Consider the following 15,901-nt stretch of genomic DNA (forward strand, 5'->3'; position numbering starts at 1 on the left):
TAGTCATTTAGTGGGCCGCCGCTTCAGTGTTCGACACAATAAAACCGGGAATGCGTGAGCGCTTCTCAATATAGGCCATCACGCGATTTACTGCGAATGCAGAAAGTGCGTAAAGGAATGTAACGGCTAAATAAATCTCAACGCCATGTGCAGTTTCTTCTTGCGCCTGCATTGCAAATAATGTGAGCTCTGGAACGGAAACGGCAAATGCTACTGAAGAGTTCTTGATGAGATTCATGCTCTCAGAAGTCAATGGCGGAATCACAATTCTTAACGCCATTGGCAAGATGATGTATCGGTAGCTCTGAAACGTATTAAGTCCAAGCGCAGTAGCTGCAGCCCTTTGCCCTGAAGGAAGTGACTGAATACCCGCCCTAACCTGCTCTGCAATACGTACAGAGGTAAAAAATCCCAAGGCGATACTAACCAACAAATAAGAGGGGAAACCTTTTAAGGGTGGAATGAAGGCCGGAATAACGTGATACCAAAGAAACACCTTAACCAAGATCGGGATATTTCTAAAGAGTTCGACCCAAGCCGTGGAAAGGCGCACTAAAAATCGATTGAGTGCGGTTTCGTTTGGCAGTGTCCGCAATGTTCCCATTACGGCACCAAGCGAGAGTGCAATAGCCAAACCAAGACCTGCAACAGCCAAGGTCCACCCCCATGCCTTCATCAGCCAGTCTAAATAGCTGGGGTCAGCATTTTGCCCAATACCAAGTAAAGCGGAGAAGCAGTGATCAACCACTTCTCCGTCTAAGGTGCTTTTACAAAAGATTCCTAAATCCATATAAACCTATCTATCAGCGATTTGAATTATTTCTTGTTGTAATCTTCTGCAGGCTTGTCATTCAAGTTTGCCCAAGCATTTTTAGTTGCTGGAGATAACTCAAGACCTACTACGATATTTTTCGGTGGAATTGGTGATAAGAACCATTTGTTCCAAAGCTTTGGCATGTTGCCATTAGCAACGATTTTTGCAATCGCAGCATTTACAGCAGCTTTGAATTCAGGGTCATCCTTACGAACCATGATGGCGATTGGCTCTGTAGCCAAGACTTCACCAACAATTTTGTAGTCCTTAGGGTTCTTAGAGTTAGCAATATTGCCTGCCAAAATAGAACTATCCATTACGAAGGCGTCAGCACGACCTGATTCCAATAGCAAAAAGCTATCAGCATGGTCTTTACCGAATACCTCATCAAAGTTCACGCCATTAGCCTTCTCATACTTACGCAACAATTGAACTGATGTTGTGCCGGTAGTTGTAGCCACTTTCTTGCCAGCCAACTGAGAAATAGAGTTGATGCCAGAATTTGCTTTTACGGTGATGCGTACTTCTTCAACATACAGCGTGTTTGCAAAACCAACGTCTTTTGCGCGATTCACGAAATTTGTGGCCGTACCGCACTCGATATCCACTGTGCCGTTTTGCACCAATGGAACGCGATTCTGTGATGTCACAGGTTGATAGTTGATGCGCAAAGTGCTCATGCCGAGCTTATCTTTGATGTCGCCCAAAATCATGCGGCAAATTTCTACATGGTAACCATCGAAACGGCTATCGCCAGTGGTGTATGACATTGGAATAGAAGACTCACGAACACCCATTGTTGCGGCGCCTGAAGACTTGATTTTGTCCATCGTTTGGCTAGCGGCTTGAACATTCAATGCACCAAACAACAAGCCTGCTGCTACTAAGCCTGCGTTAATTAAATTCTTGCTTTTCATAAGGAATCCCCTGTTTTAACTTTTACTTATATTGATACAAATGTATTTATAGCAAATTTAACAACCCTATAGCGGTTTTAATGCACGTAATTGATGATTACCCCAATAAATTATGGGTATATTTTGGAAAAACCAGGGAAACAGTGGGAATTGAGGAAGGATTTGGCCTGCCCAGCACGATTCGAACGTGCGACCTACGCCTTAGAAGGGCGTTGCTCTATCCAGCTGAGCTATGGGCAGATAAATGCTGGAATTTAAGCTATACAAAGAGAAAGTGGTCGGAGTACAAGGATTCGAACCTTGGACCCCCTGCTCCCAAAGCAGGTGCGCTACCAGGCTGCGCTACACTCCGACGGAATCGATATTCTACACCGAGAGCGTCCTATGAGGCAAATCCTGTAAGATTCGCCTCATGGTTGCCTATTTTTACAGCAAATTTACCAAGCAAACTCGGACTGCTCTATCAGTCTTTTTGCTGTTGTTTTGCTTGATTGGCACCCACTGGATTGGGTTCTCACACAGCATTTCTCATGCGCAGCCTCAAGGCCAAGCAAATATCAGCCTCAATACAGAGAGCGCCCTGCCTTCGCTGAATCACAGCTCTGATGTCTGTCATTTGTTTGATGCGCTTACATTGGCTGGATTCATTGCTGTGGACTCTGTTGCTGGAGGTGTTCATAACGCCTTTACACACCAACCCAGTTTTTCAAATGCCTCTTTCATTGCTCAAGCAAGCATTAAGTCTTACCAATCAAGAGCCCCGCCCAGCCTTCTTCTTTAAATCACCTTAGCGACTAGTTGCCATAACTAGTTAATGATATTTATATGCGCCCTTTGTTGGCGTAGTGCAAGAAGGTTTTTAAATGAAGTGTAAATACGTAACGAAGCAGCAACTACTTTTTCTAGTTGCCTCCAATCTTTTTGGCTCCTATGTTGTTGCGCAAGATCTAAATCCTAGTCTTGAGATAACCGCTACCGGTAGCCAAGAAGCCGCTCAAAGTATTTTGACGCCAACAAAAATTCTTCAGGGTGATGAGTTATTGAATAAACTCGGCAGCACCCTTGGCGCCACCTTAGCCAATGAGTTGGGGGTGTCAGCAACCGGCTATGGCGCAGGGTCATCACGACCTGTTATTCGCGGCCTTGAGGGATCGCGCGTTCAAATTCTGCAGAATGGTCTTTCAGTAGGTGATGTCTCGAATATTTCCCAAGATCATGCTGTCGGAAACAATATGCAAAACACGCACCAGGTTGAAATCTTGCGTGGTGCAGCTGCCTTACTCTATGGGTCAGGCTCGAGCGGGGCGGCTTAGTTAACGTAGTAAATGATCGAATTCTGACAAATCTGCCTGATAGAGATAGAGCTACCGGAGCAATTAACACCAGCTACGAGACCGTAAACAATGGCCGGGCTGGATCTGTAGAGCTTGATGGTTCTGTTGGCTCAGTAGCCGTGCACGTCGATACCGCAATTAACAATGCAAATAACTACTCTATTCCCGGAAGTTCAACGCAGACACAGGGTGAGCCTATTGGTGGTTGGACAGTTCCACCGAGTGGAAACGGCGGAAACAATTACACCGGAAAATTACCCAATAGCTATAGCAATCAAAACAATGTAGGGTTTGGCGTTTCCTACATTGGTAATTTTGAATACACAGGCCTCTCTGTCGAGCGATTAAATAATAACTATGGCATCCCAACACCAGAGGGTGGATCGATCAACCAATCGCAAAATCGCTACGACCTGCAACATCAAACTCGAGATCCGTTTTCCGGCTTTTCATCCTTCAAATTCAGTGCTGCAAATACGAATTACACCCATACCGAATTTGCAAACACCGGAGAGGCGGCATCCCTTTGGAGGAATTTGGCAAATGAGGCGCGATTTGAGCTAACGCACAATCCGCTATTGGGCTGGAAAGGTACCTTTGGCGCCCAGGCCACTGCGGCATCGCTTAACGCCACGGAAGTCGGTAGTGGTAGCTATTCAATTTTGCCTCCTACGAAAACCAATTCCAATGCTCTCTTTTGGATTGAGGAAGGCAAATGGGATGCATTGCAAGGCAGCCTTGGATTGAGATACAACAATGTTGGACAAAATCCCAATAGCAGTACCACCCTTCAGCCTCAAGAAACCTCTGCAGGATCATCTACCCCAGCAATTACATTGCAAAATCGCAACTTCAATCTGATCTCTTATTCTGCAGGCGGCCTGTGGAATTTCTTCAGGGATCATGGTTTGGGAGTTGCTTATACGGTGACGCAACGAGCTCCCAGTGCTCAAAAACTTTATTCCTATGGCGCGCATGAATCTACGGCCACATTTGATATTGGTAACCCAAATTTAAATAAAGAAATATCCAATAATCTAGAGTTCAACCATCAAAAGACATTGGGGGTTTTTCGCAGCAAGGCAAGTGTCTATGCAAACCGATTTAACAACTACATCTATGGTTATTACACGGGCAATGCAATTAATAATGGCGGCCAGGAAGGCGATGGATTTAGCGTGGTGACCGCTCAACAGGCGGCGGCAACTATTAAGGGTATAGAAGGCGAAATTACTTATAACTGGCGAGAGCAAGGTTTAGGTGGCAGACTATTTGGTGATGCTTCTCAGGGTAGCTTTAATGCAGGTGGTAACTTACCGCTACAGCCGGCACCTAGACTCGGCGCTGAGGTTGCTCATCAGAAAAATGGCTGGCTCACCAATGCAAGCTACATCTATAGTTACCAACAGAATCGCTTGGCAAGCTGGGAGCAAGGCCCTGCTCCTAGTTATAACCTTTTAAATGCAGGAATTTCTTATACAGAGCGGGTTCAGCAAGTGAACTGGACAGTCATATCTAAATATGAAGAATTTGTTAAATGAGCAGATTCGATATGCAACTACGCCGATGGCTGTAAGACTCTATGCCCCACAGCCAGGCCGAAGTTTTATGATTGGATTAAGAGGTGCTTTTTAAAAAAAACGTAGTGGGCAGATTAAGCCGTGGGCACCAGATCTGCAATGCTTTTAGCAGCACTCATTGCAAGATCACCATCTTTTGTCTCCACCATCACACGTAGCAATGGCTCAGTCCCTGAGGCGCGAATTAACACCCTGCCGATATCTTTGAGCTTATTCTCAACCAAAGAAATTTGTTTTTTTAGCGCTTCATCAGACTTCCAGTCGTAGCCAGGCTTAAACCTTACATTAAGAAGCACCTGCGGAAATATGCTGACTGCATCCAAGAGTTGCGCAAGGCTCTTCTTGGATTGACTCATAACGGTTAACACCTGCAGCGCTGCGATGGTGCCGTCACCTGTGGAATGGCGATCTAAGCAAAGTAAATGACCAGAGCCTTCTCCGCCGACATGCCAGTCATTCTTTTTGAGAAGCTCTAATACATAGCGATCGCCAACATTGGCACGCTCAAATCCAATGCCGAGCTCTTTGATGGCATATTCAACGGCCAGATTGGTCATTAATGTGCCAACTACACCACCAACCTTGTCGCCACGGTCAACACGATCTTTTGCCAACACATAAAGCAACTCATCGCCATTAAACAATCTGCCGGATGCATCAACCATCTGCAAGCGATCAGCATCCCCATCCAAAGCTATTCCTATGTCTGCTTTTACTTCCCGAACTTTAGCAATTAAAGCCGCAGGTGCGGTAGCACCACAGCCATCATTAATATTACGGCCGTCAGGATGAACGCCAATTGAAATGACTTCAGCACCTAGCTCATGAAACACATGAGGGGCTGTATGGTAAGCGGCACCGTTAGCGCAATCAACTACGATCTTCAATCCCTTTAGATTGAGATGACCAGGAACAGTAGATTTACAAAACTCAATATATCTACCTGCTGCATCATCTAAGCGAAATGCTTTACCTAAATCTTTAGAGCTTACGCAGCCGATTGGGTTTTCTAGTTCTTTTTCAATGGCGAACTCAAAATCATCTGAAAATTTATCCCCTTCTGCAGAGAAAAATTTAATACCGTTATCTTGATAAGGATTGTGAGAGGCAGAAATTACTAACCCCGCAGACAAGCGCAAGGCTCTCGTGAGATAAGCAACGCCTGGTGTTGGTATAGGACCGCAGAGCATTACATCCACCTCTGCAGCTGCAAAGCCCGCCTCCAATGCTGCCTCTAACAAGTATCCTGAAACGCGGGTATCTTTGCCGATCAGAACCTTGCATCGTTCGCCTGGCTTTGCATTGCGTGTTAATACCTTGCCGGCCGCATAACCCAAGCGAGTCATAAATTCTGGAACGATAGGAAATTGTCCCACCTCTCCTCGGATTCCGTCGGTGCCAAAGTATTGTTTTTTCATAGGATTAATTATAAAACTTAGACCGACATATCTACTTGAATGGCTTCCCATAGCTTTAGAGCGTCAACTGTCTCGGCTACGTCGTGAACCCGCACAATAGTGGCTCCACGGTCTGACGCCATAATGGCTGCAGCAACGCTAGGGGCAACACGATCATTTGTTTCCTTGCCGGTTACTTTTCCAATCATGGATTTGCGCGAGATACCAGCCAACACAGGAAGCCCCAAGGATGAAAATTCAGCAAAATTAGTCAACATATTGAGGTTGTGCTCCAAGCTCTTACCAAAACCAAAACCAAAGCCTGGATCTATAGCAATGCGATCATTTGTAATGCCAGAAGAAATCAAGAGATCAGCCCGATCCTTTAGAAACCGCTTTACTTCAGCAATCACATTGATGTATTCAGGATTAAATTGCATCGTGAGAGGATCGCGTTGCATATGCATCAATACAATGCCGCAACTTTGACTTTCCAGTACAGCGTCTACAGCACCGGTTTGTCTAAGCGCCCAAATGTCATTGACGCAATCAATGCCCGCCTTTAGGGCTTGGCGCATTGTTTCGGCTTTATAGGTATCAATAGAAAGCGGCACACCGCAGTCTTTTAAGGCTTCAATCACTGGCAACACCCGATCAAGCTCTTCTTGTAGATTCCCCACCAATATCAATGAGATCAACACCATTAGCAATCATTAACTCTGCATGATGTATGGCATCTTTTACAGTTCGATGTTGACCACCATCAGAAAATGAATCAGGCGTGGCGTTGAGTATGCCCATAACTACAGGGCGCCTTCGTTTAGCAAAGTCAAAAAGAAAACGCCCACAACGCCATGTTGTGGGCATATCTTTGATACCTGACTTAAGCATCAATTACCAAGCTTGGCGATAAAACTTAGGCAGTCGCAGGCGCACTACCAGCAGCCGGACCAGGTGCTCCGCCAGCAGAATTGCCAAACTGAGTAGCCGGTGGCGGCAGAGGTGCGCGAGGTGGTCGACCTTCCATGATGTCATTAATCTGCTCAGCATCGATGGTCTCCCATTCCAACAAAGCGGCAACCATTGCTTCAACTTTGTCGCGATTTTGCTCCAAGATAGAGCGCGCCAATGCGTATTGACTATCAATTAAGGTACGAATTTCAGCATCAACCTTCTGTTGAGTTAATTCAGAAACGGTTTTGGTGCTGTTGCGACCGAAGATACTTTCAGACTCGGTATCAACGTAGACCATCGTACCTAAACTATCACTCATGCCATAACGCGTCACCATATCACGCGCCATTTTTGTAGCACGCTCAAAATCATTTGAAGCACCAGTACTCATGCTGTTGAGAAAAACTTCTTCAGCTGCACGACCGCCAAACAAAATAGCCAACTCTTCTAGCATGCGATCTTTATAAAGATTGACGCGGTCAAACTCTGGCAATTGCCATGTCACACCTAAAGCCATACCACGCGGCATGATGGTAACTTTATGAACAGGATCGGCTTTAGGAAGTACCTTTGCCACAACCGCATGCCCAGACTCGTGATAAGCAGTATTACGACGCTCTTCTTCGCGCATAACGGCAGACTTGCGCTCAGGGCCCATATAAATCTTGTCTTTTGCATCCTCAAAGTCTTTCATGTCAACTGAGCGCTTGTTGCGACGTGCAGCAAACAATGCAGCTTCGTTTACTAAATTTGCTAAGTCAGCACCAGAGAATCCAGGCGTGCCACGAGCCAAAACGGCGGCATTGACATCAGGATCAATAGGAACTTTGCGCATATGCACTTGCAAAATCTGCTCACGTCCGCGGATATCGGGCAAACCTACGTGTACTTGACGATCAAATCGTCCAGGGCGTAATAAGGCTTTATCCAAAACATCAGAGCGATTTGTGGCTGCAACAACGATTACGCCGCTATTGCTTTCGAAGCCGTCCATCTCAACAAGCATTTGATTAAGTGTTTGCTCGCGCTCATCATTGCCACCACCCATTCCTGCGCCACGATGACGACCAACAGCATCAATCTCATCAATAAAGATGATGCAAGGAGAATTCTTCTTGGCGTTTTCAAACATATCACGTACACGTGATGCGCCAACACCAACAAACATTTCGACGAAATCTGATCCCGAAATTGAGAAAAATGGTACCTTCGCTTCGCCTGCAATGGCACGCGCCAACAGGGTCTTACCTGTACCCGGAGGGCCAACAAGCAATACACCGTGCGGAATACGGCCGCCCAGTTTTTGAAACTTCTGAGGGTCTTTAAGGAAATCAACTAACTCGAAAACCTCTTCCTTTGCCTCGTCACATCCAGCGACGTCAGCAAAAGTTACGGTGTTGCTATTTTCATCAATCAAACGCGCTTTGGATTTACCAAAGGAGAATGCTCCACCTTTGCCGCCACCTTGCATTTGGCGCATCATAAAAAACCAGAAGCCAATAATTAATAAAGTTGGGCCGAGATAGTACAAAGCTGATACCAACATATTTGGCTCATCATCTGCTTTGCCGGTTACTTGGACGCCATACTTCATGAGATCACCAACCATCCAAATATCGCCCGGAGAAATAATGGAATATTTATTGCCATCAGCCGGAGTCACTTGCAAAGTGTGGCCTTGCACATCAACGCGCTTTACTTTTCCCGCTTTCGCGTCATCCATGAATTGGGAATACGTGACCTGATTTTGGTCCTTGGGCTTATCAAACTGTTTAAAGACAGTAAAAAGCACCAAGCCCACAATGAGCCATACACCGATTTTTTGGAACATATTGCTGTTCAAAATGAGTCCTTTTCTGGATTAACCCAGGAGTTAAAGCGAATCGCTACCTATGTATTTGATTCTACTACCGCCCTTTTTCAAGGGCTAATGGGATAGTTATTTAATAAAACCCTATAAATTAAGGGTTATTGAGGCGGTAGAGAGCTTATTTTGGCGGCTTTAGATTTCTGCCTAATAAGAATATCTCTGATGAACGGGCCCTGGAGGCCTTCGGCTTTCTGGAAGCAACCGTCTTAAAGACCTTCTTGAAGGACTCAACAATTTGACTATAGCCACTGCCATTGAAGCACTTAATCAGCAATGCGCCCTCTGGTTTGAGATGTGCCACAGCAAAATTAAGGGCGATTTCTGCCAAAAAGGCCATTCTGGCTGCATCTGCCACACCCACTCCAGAAAGATTTGGAGCCATATCAGATAGCACCAAATCTACTTTACCTTCTGCTTCCTTGGGCAATAGCGCCTCAAGAGCGGCAAGACCTTCATCTTCTCTAAAGTCTCCCTGGATAAAGCTTACGTCTGCAATATCTTCCATTGGCAGAATATCAATAGCAATAATCTGACCATCAGGCTTACCAGATTCAATCTTTGGGTTGCTTTTACCAAGCTCAGTTAAACGATTGCGGGCATATTGAGACCAGCTTCCTGGAGCGCTCCCCAAGTCCACAATGGCCATACCCGCTTTAATGAGGTGATCCTCCTCGTCGATTTCGCTGAGCTTGTAAACAGCTCGCGCGCGATAGCCCTCTTTCTGAGCCATCTTTACGTACGGATCAGTTAAATGATCCTGCAACCAACTTTTATTAAATTTATTCTTTGCCACAACTCACCCACACTTTCGAGTTCCATTTTCCTGGTTTCCGCCCTCTAAAGCAAAAGGAATTGAGAAAAATACCCGCAAATTCGACTGAATAGGCTGATTTTGGCAACGAATGCTCTATCATCGAGCCCATGACTGCACTCATTCTTACCCCCGCACAACGTAAATCCCTTAAAGCCGATGCTCATGACTTAAGTCCTGTAGTGATGGTTGGCGGAGATGGTTTAACACCTGCCGTAATCAAAGAAGCTAAATTGGCTATTAATCATCATGGGTTAATTAAGATTCGCGTTTTTGGTGATGATCGTGAGGCTCGCGTCGCTATCTATGAAGAGCTCTGCGACAAACTAGATGCCGCTCCTGTTCAGCACATTGGTAAGTTGCTTGTTCTCTGGAAGCCAAAAGATGTGATCGATGAGGCCTTTAGCAATCTTGGTCGCTCCAGCAAACAAACTAAAAAATCTTTGCAAGCTCCGCGCACAAAAAGACAGCCTAATCGTACTGTGACAAAAACAGGTGTTCGCACCAGCACCTCAGAAAGATCTGATCGACGCTCTGCATCTAATGCTTCACCATTTGCGCGAGCCGCAGCAGTTAAATCCGCAACGCCTAAGAAACGTGTTTTGCGTTCAGAGGCTGCGGAGTCAAAAATCGGCTGGTCATCCCCTGGTTATAGAAAGGCGGTAGCTGCTCCCGCTCCAATTAAGAAACGTAAAGTCAGAATGAGCAGCACCAAGAAGAAATCTTTGGGCTCTTAAGCGTAACGCTGAATGAAAAAGCGCCGCTAGTCGGCGTTTTTTGTTGCCCGCCAAACGAGAAAAAGGCCAAGTATGGCTTGAATCATAAATAAGCTGCTTGAGGCGCTATGAAGGCGACTAAATAAAGTTGCATTCGTTGATTCACGCACTGACAGGCCCAAGTAAAGAGCTTGATCCCGTAGAGAGTTCATCCAGGGAATGATGACAAAAGCAGCGCCAATAGCGCATATCAGCATGCCAAGTAAAATCCATCGTGTGATGCGGTAGGAGTTTAAATTTTCTCTGACGAGATAGTTCGCCATCACCATCAAAATGACGCTCATTACAACGCCTGAGTAGGCGGTAAGCTCAAAAAGTTTTGCGGCAACCATTCCGGCAATCTGCCTGTCACCTAGAGATGAGAACAGTACAGGTACGACTAGAAATCCTATTGTGATGAAGCTTCCGACCCAGAGTCCTGATAGAAGGCTAAATAATCTCTGGGTTTGTCCAGTACGCATTAGACGTAACGTACCGCCAAGATTTCTACTTCGCGATTACCGCCTGGAGCCTGAACAGCCACTACATCACCCTCTTCTTTGCTAATTAATGCGCGGGCAATTGGGGAGCTAATCGAGATCTTATTCAAGGCGATATCTGCCTCATCATCACCAACGATTTGATAAGTAAGCTTTGTACCGTCTTCAAGGTCTTCCAAGTCAACAGTAGCACCAAACACCACTCGTCCAGTCACATCAAGCGATGCAGGATCAATAATTTGGGCTGCAGAGAGCTTGCCTTCCAACTCCTGAATGCGCCCTTCAATGAATCCCTGCTTTTCTTTAGCGGCGTCATACTCGGCATTCTCGGAGAGATCGCCTTGAGCGCGGGCCTCAGAAATAGCATTAATGACTGAAGGACGCTCTACCTGCTTGAGGCGATGCAGCTCCTCTTTGAGGAGTTCTGCACCACGCTTGGTAATTGGAATTATGCTCATGCTACTCACCTAACTTAAATTCTTGCGCAAAATTACGCATCTAAAAATGAATTTTAGATTAAATAAGTTCCCGATGTAAGTTTTGTAATGAATAGACCTCAAGCGACTCTAGCTTGCCATTTTGCGAGGCAAGCAATCCATCCATAACAGCCCTTGCCGCACTAATTGTCGTGTAGTAGGTCACGCCATTGGCCTGAGCGCTGGTACGAATTGATCGGGAATCAGCAATAGCAGTCCGAGTCTCATCCACCGTGGTAAATACCAGCGAAATTTCCCTGTTCTTAATGAAATCCACAATATGCGGACGACCATCTTTTACTTTATTCACTACGCGAACCGGTAAACCAGCAGCTTCAATAGCTGCAGCAGTACCCTTCGTAGCAACCATTGGGAAACCAAGCTGATGTAGTAGCTTAGCAACTTCAATTGCCTTCGGCTTGTCGCCATCTTTGACGGTTAAAAGAACAGTCCCGCTCTTAGGTAATTTAATGCCAGCACCTAATTGGGATTTAAATAAAGCTTCGCCAAATGTTTTGCCAACACCCATGACTTCACCAGTGGATCGCATTTCAGGTCCAAGAATTGGATCAATGCCTGGGAACTTATTAAATGGGAACACCGCTTCTTTAACAGAGAAGTATGGAGGCTTCACTTCTGACTTGATGTCCTGTTGCGCTAAAGTTTGACCGACCATGCAACGAGCAGCAATCTTCGCGAGCTGCAGTCCAGTGGCTTTAGAAACAAATGGAACGGTACGTGATGCACGTGGATTGACTTCAAGAACGTAGATTACGTCCTTGCCATCCACATTTTGAATAGCAAATTGGACGTTCATCAAACCAACTACGTTCAGGCCTTTAGCCATGGCAGCTGTTTGACGCTTAATCTCTTCAACTGTCGCATCGGATAATGAATATGGCGGCAACGAACATGCTGAGTCACCTGAGTGAACGCCAGCCTGCTCAATATGCTCCATCACACCACCAATGAACACTTTTTCACCATCGCTAATGCAGTCAACGTCACACTCAATAGCATCATTGAGGAAGCGATCCAAAAGAACTGACGAATCATGGGAGACCTTTACAGCCTCGCGCATATAACGCTCGAGATCGCGGCCATCATGAACGATCTCCATAGCTCGACCACCTAAAACATAGGAAGGCCTTACTACTAGTGGGTAACCAATTTCTTCGGCGAGCTTGAGGGCTTCTTCTTCAGTGCGAGCCGTACGGTTAGGCGGTTGACGCAGACCAAGCTCTTGTAATAATTTTTGGAAGCGCTCACGATCTTCCGCAGCGTCGATCATGTCAGGCGAAGTTCCGATGATTGGGACGCCATTGCGCTCTAGATCTAATGCCAATTTCAAAGGTGTTTGGCCGCCGTACTGAACGATAACGCCTTTAGGCTTCTCTTTGGCGACAATCTCGAGCACATCTTCTAAAGTAAGGGGCTCAAAGTAAAGACGATCAGAAGTATCGTAGTCGGTAGAAACAGTCTCAGGGTTGCAATTGACCATGATGGTTTCATAGCCATCATCACGCATTGCCAAGGCAGCATGTACGCAGCAGTAATCAAACTCAATGCCTTGGCCAATACGATTTGGGCCACCGCCCAGAACCATGATCTTTTCTTTATTGGTCGGCTGCGATTCGCACTCGCCATGCTCAGCTTCATAAGTTGAATACAGGTACGCAGTATTTGTTGAGAACTCAGCCGCACAGGTATCAACACGCTTATAAACCGGAACAACCTTAAGGCGATGACGTGCGGCACGCACAGATGCCGGGTCAATACCGAGTAATTTAGCTAGGCGACGATCTGAGAAGCCCTTTTGTTTTACAAAGCGCAACTCAGGCGCAGTCAGGCTATCAATTTTGCGCTGCTTAAGTTCGGACTCAATCGTAATAAGCTCTTCAATCTGCTCGAGAAACCAAGGATCCACTTTAGTTTCGGCATAAATCTCATCAAGGCCCATGCCCATACGGAAAGCATCAGCCAGATACCAGATGCGATCTGGTCCCGGCTCGTTAATCTCATTAATGATGTCATCGAGATCCGTAGAAACTTCATCAAGACCGTCAACTCCAACCTCTAAGCCACGAAGGGCTTTTTGGAAAGACTCTTGGAAGGTTCTGCCAATCGCCATCACTTCGCCAACGGATTTCATTTGCGTCGTTAAGCGTGAATCTGCTTGCGGGAATTTCTCAAATGCAAAGCGAGGAATCTTGGTTACGACATAGTCAATTGAAGGCTCAAATGATTCAGGTGTTGCACCACTAGTAATGTCATTCTTTAATTCGTCCAATGTGTAACCGACGGCAAGCTTGGCTGCAATCTTCGCAATTGGGAAGCCTGTTGCCTTGGAAGCCAGAGCTGATGAACGTGAAACGCGTGGATTCATTTCAATCACGATCATGCGGCCATCAACTGGATTGATGGAGAACTGAACGTTAGAACCGCCGGTATCTACGCCGATCTCTCTAAGAACAGCAATCGATGCATTACGCATGATTTGATACTCTTTATCCGTCAAAGTCTGTGCGGGAGCTACGGTAATGGAGTCACCGGTATGCACTCCCATTGGGTCTAAGTTTTCAATAGAGCAAACGATGATGCAATTGTCATTGCGATCACGCACCACTTCCATTTCAAACTCTTTCCAACCCAAAAGAGATTCTTCAATCAAGAGCTCGCGAGTTGGTGACAAATCTAGGCCGCGTTTACAAATCTCTTCAAACTCTTCACGGTTGTATGCAATACCACCGCCTGATCCACCCATGGTGAATGAAGGGCGAATCACTACTGGGAAGCCTGAACTACCGGTTTCCTGCTGAATGCGCTGCTGCACCTCATGCGCCTCATCCATTGAGTGAGCAATGCCCGATTTAGCCGAGCCTAGACCAATTTTGGTCATCGCCTCTTTAAATTTCTGACGATCTTCAGCCTTATCAATTGCTTCTGGCAATGCGCCAATCAATTCGCAACCGTATTTTTCTAAAACACCATGACGATGGAGGTCTAGCGCACAATTCAGCGCAGTCTGTCCGCCCATGGTTGGCAAAATCGCATCCGGTTTTTCGGTAGCAATAATGCGTTCAACCACTTCCCAAGTAATTGGCTCGATGTAAGTCACATCAGCCATTTCAGGGTCAGTCATGATGGTTGCAGGATTGCTGTTCACCAAAATAACTTTGTAGCCTTCGTCACGCAATGCCTTGCAAGCTTGTGCGCCTGAGTAGTCGAACTCACAAGCCTGACCAATCACAATTGGGCCAGCACCAATAATTAAGATGCTCTTAATGTCGCTACGCTTAGGCATTATTTGCCCTGCTTCTTGCTGGCAGCATTCATGAGCTCCACAAAACGATCAAATAAATAGGCAATGTCATGAGGACCAGGTGAAGCCTCAGGATGTCCTTGGAAGCACAGTGCTGGCTTGTCGTTCCAAGCCAGACCCTGTAAAGATCCATCGAATAAAGAAACGTGCGTTACACGAATATTGGCATGCAAGGTATTAGCGTCAACTGCAAAACCATGGTTTTGTGAAGTAATAGCTACGCGACCAGTATCCAAATCTTTTACAGGGTGATTAGCGCCGTGATGACCAAACTTCATCTTCAAAGTTTTTGCGCCAGCAGCCAGACCCATAATTTGATGGCCCAAGCAGATGCCAAATGTTGGAACGCCCTTCTCAATAATTTCCTTGGCGGCAGTAATAGCGTAATCACAAGGACCAGGATCGCCAGGTCCATTTGAGAAAAACACGCCATCTGGATTCATAGCTAAAACTTCAGCTGCACTGGTTTGTGCAGGGACAACCGTTAGCTGGCAACCGCGCTCGGTAAGCATGCGCAAAATGTTGCGCTTTACACCAAAGTCATAAGCAACAACTTTTTTAACTGGTTTGCTTGTATCCAATGTTCTGTAAGCAGGCTTGCCGTTAGGACCATGCAGATCCCATTCGCCCTCACGCCATTCGTAAGCTTTCTTGGTGGTAACGACCTTTGCAAGGTCTAATCCAGCCATTCCAGGAAATGCCTTAGCAAGCTCTAAGGCCTTTTTACCTAAAGACTCATAGTCATCGCCGATTTTTCCGGCAACGATAGAGCCGGATTGAGCGCCCTTATCGCGCAATATTCTGGTGAGTTTGCGAGTATCAATTCCAGCAATGCCTAAAACACCTGCTTTTGCGAGGTAATCATCTAGGGAGCCCTCGGAGCGGAAGTTAGATACGCGCTTTGGAAGGTCTTTTACAACCAAGCCAGCAGCGTGTATCTGATCAGACTCAGCATCCTGAGCATTTACGCCTACATTACCAATGTGCGGGTAAGTCAATGTCACGATTTGGCGTGAATAACTAGGATCAGTAATGATCTCTTGGTATCCAGTCAATGCGGTATTGAAAACGACTTCGCCGGTAGTTTCGCCTGGGGCGTCAATACTAAATCCGGGAAATAAGGTACCGTCGGCTAAAGCCAACACGGCGGGAGGAAAAGAAGGAAGCAAGG

At 46.1% G+C, this 15,901-nt stretch carries 13 protein-coding genes, 2 tRNA genes and 1 pseudogene; 4 read left to right on the forward strand and 12 right to left on the reverse strand.

Annotation, left to right across the window (positions count from 1 at the left end; genetic code table 11):
• Window positions 1-7: 7 nt before the first annotated feature.
• The 4 genes from DXE27_RS08115 to DXE27_RS08130 all read right to left on the reverse strand — a co-directional run bounded on the left by DXE27_RS08115 (window position 8) and on the right by DXE27_RS08130 (window position 2,083).
• Window positions 8-790 carry an amino acid ABC transporter permease gene (locus DXE27_RS08115; protein WP_128113567.1) on the reverse strand — a complete coding sequence of 261 codons (783 nt, stop codon included), beginning with the start codon at window positions 788-790 and terminating at the stop codon, window positions 8-10.
• Window positions 791-816: 26 nt separating this feature from the next.
• Window positions 817-1,731, reverse strand: a complete 915-nt coding sequence (locus tag DXE27_RS08120; RefSeq protein ID WP_172457129.1) for an amino acid ABC transporter substrate-binding protein — start codon at window positions 1,729-1,731, stop codon at window positions 817-819.
• 163 nt (window positions 1,732-1,894) lie between these two features.
• Window positions 1,895-1,971, reverse strand: a tRNA-Arg gene (locus DXE27_RS08125).
• Window positions 1,972-2,006: 35 nt separating this feature from the next.
• A tRNA-Pro gene (locus DXE27_RS08130) sits at window positions 2,007-2,083 on the reverse strand.
• A 60-nt stretch (window positions 2,084-2,143) separates the two neighbouring features.
• Here DXE27_RS08130 and DXE27_RS08135 point away from each other — a divergent pair.
• From DXE27_RS08135 to DXE27_RS08140, 3 genes are all read left to right on the forward strand, one after another.
• The gene (locus tag DXE27_RS08135) at window positions 2,144-2,512 is read left to right on the forward strand and encodes a hypothetical protein (protein ID WP_128113568.1); all 369 of its coding nucleotides are present in this window, start codon (window positions 2,144-2,146) and stop codon (window positions 2,510-2,512) included.
• An 82-nt stretch (window positions 2,513-2,594) separates the two neighbouring features.
• Window positions 2,595-3,044: a TonB-dependent receptor plug domain-containing protein gene (locus DXE27_RS09330; protein ID WP_197712372.1), complete on the forward strand. Its 450-nt coding sequence runs from the start codon at window positions 2,595-2,597 to the stop codon at window positions 3,042-3,044.
• A gap of 140 nt (window positions 3,045-3,184) precedes the next feature.
• Window positions 3,185-4,606 (forward strand): TonB-dependent receptor domain-containing protein, encoded by a 1,422-nt coding sequence (locus DXE27_RS08140; RefSeq protein ID WP_197712373.1) that lies wholly within the window; start codon window positions 3,185-3,187, stop codon window positions 4,604-4,606.
• Window positions 4,607-4,719: 113 nt separating this feature from the next.
• Here DXE27_RS08140 and glmM read toward each other — a convergent pair whose 3' ends face one another.
• The 4 genes and pseudogenes from glmM to DXE27_RS08160 all read right to left on the reverse strand — a co-directional run bounded on the left by glmM (window position 4,720) and on the right by DXE27_RS08160 (window position 9,659).
• Entirely contained in the window at window positions 4,720-6,063 is a 1,344-nt protein-coding gene (gene glmM, locus DXE27_RS08145) for a phosphoglucosamine mutase (RefSeq protein WP_128113569.1), read from the reverse strand.
• 17 nt (window positions 6,064-6,080) lie between these two features.
• Window positions 6,081-6,909, reverse strand: a pseudogene (gene folP, locus DXE27_RS08150) (dihydropteroate synthase).
• Between the two features lie 49 nt (window positions 6,910-6,958).
• Entirely contained in the window at window positions 6,959-8,839 is a 1,881-nt protein-coding gene (ftsH, locus tag DXE27_RS08155; protein WP_128113570.1) for an ATP-dependent zinc metalloprotease FtsH, read from the reverse strand.
• A gap of 145 nt (window positions 8,840-8,984) precedes the next feature.
• Entirely contained in the window at window positions 8,985-9,659 is a 675-nt protein-coding gene (locus tag DXE27_RS08160) for an RlmE family RNA methyltransferase (RefSeq protein WP_128113571.1), read from the reverse strand.
• 128 nt (window positions 9,660-9,787) lie between these two features.
• Between DXE27_RS08160 and DXE27_RS08165 the strand changes: the two genes are divergently transcribed.
• On the forward strand, window positions 9,788-10,414 hold the full coding sequence (locus DXE27_RS08165) for a YhbY family RNA-binding protein (RefSeq protein WP_128113572.1): 627 nt from the start codon (window positions 9,788-9,790) through the stop codon (window positions 10,412-10,414).
• A 26-nt stretch (window positions 10,415-10,440) separates the two neighbouring features.
• Here the strand turns inward: DXE27_RS08165 and DXE27_RS08170 are convergent, their stop codons facing one another.
• Genes DXE27_RS08170 through carA form a run of 4 tightly spaced genes read right to left on the reverse strand, consistent with a single transcriptional unit; the run spans window position 10,441 to window position 15,899 of the window.
• Window positions 10,441-10,914 carry a DUF4149 domain-containing protein gene (locus DXE27_RS08170; protein ID WP_128113573.1) on the reverse strand — a complete coding sequence of 158 codons (474 nt, stop codon included), beginning with the start codon at window positions 10,912-10,914 and terminating at the stop codon, window positions 10,441-10,443.
• The gene (gene greA, locus DXE27_RS08175) at window positions 10,914-11,390 is read right to left on the reverse strand and encodes a transcription elongation factor GreA (protein ID WP_128113574.1); all 477 of its coding nucleotides are present in this window, start codon (window positions 11,388-11,390) and stop codon (window positions 10,914-10,916) included. Before greA ends, DXE27_RS08170 begins: the two co-directional genes overlap by 1 nt.
• Window positions 11,391-11,448: 58 nt before the next feature.
• Complete coding sequence (gene carB / locus DXE27_RS08180) at window positions 11,449-14,712, reverse strand: carbamoyl-phosphate synthase large subunit (protein WP_128113575.1); 3,264 nt, start codon at window positions 14,710-14,712, stop codon at window positions 11,449-11,451.
• Entirely contained in the window at window positions 14,712-15,899 is a 1,188-nt protein-coding gene (carA, locus tag DXE27_RS08185; protein WP_128113748.1) for a glutamine-hydrolyzing carbamoyl-phosphate synthase small subunit, read from the reverse strand. Before carA ends, carB begins: the two co-directional genes overlap by 1 nt.
• Window positions 15,900-15,901 lie beyond the last annotated feature (2 nt).

Source organism: Polynucleobacter necessarius (assembly GCF_900096755.1).
GTDB classification, from domain to species: Bacteria; Pseudomonadota; Gammaproteobacteria; order Burkholderiales; family Burkholderiaceae; genus Polynucleobacter; species Polynucleobacter necessarius_K.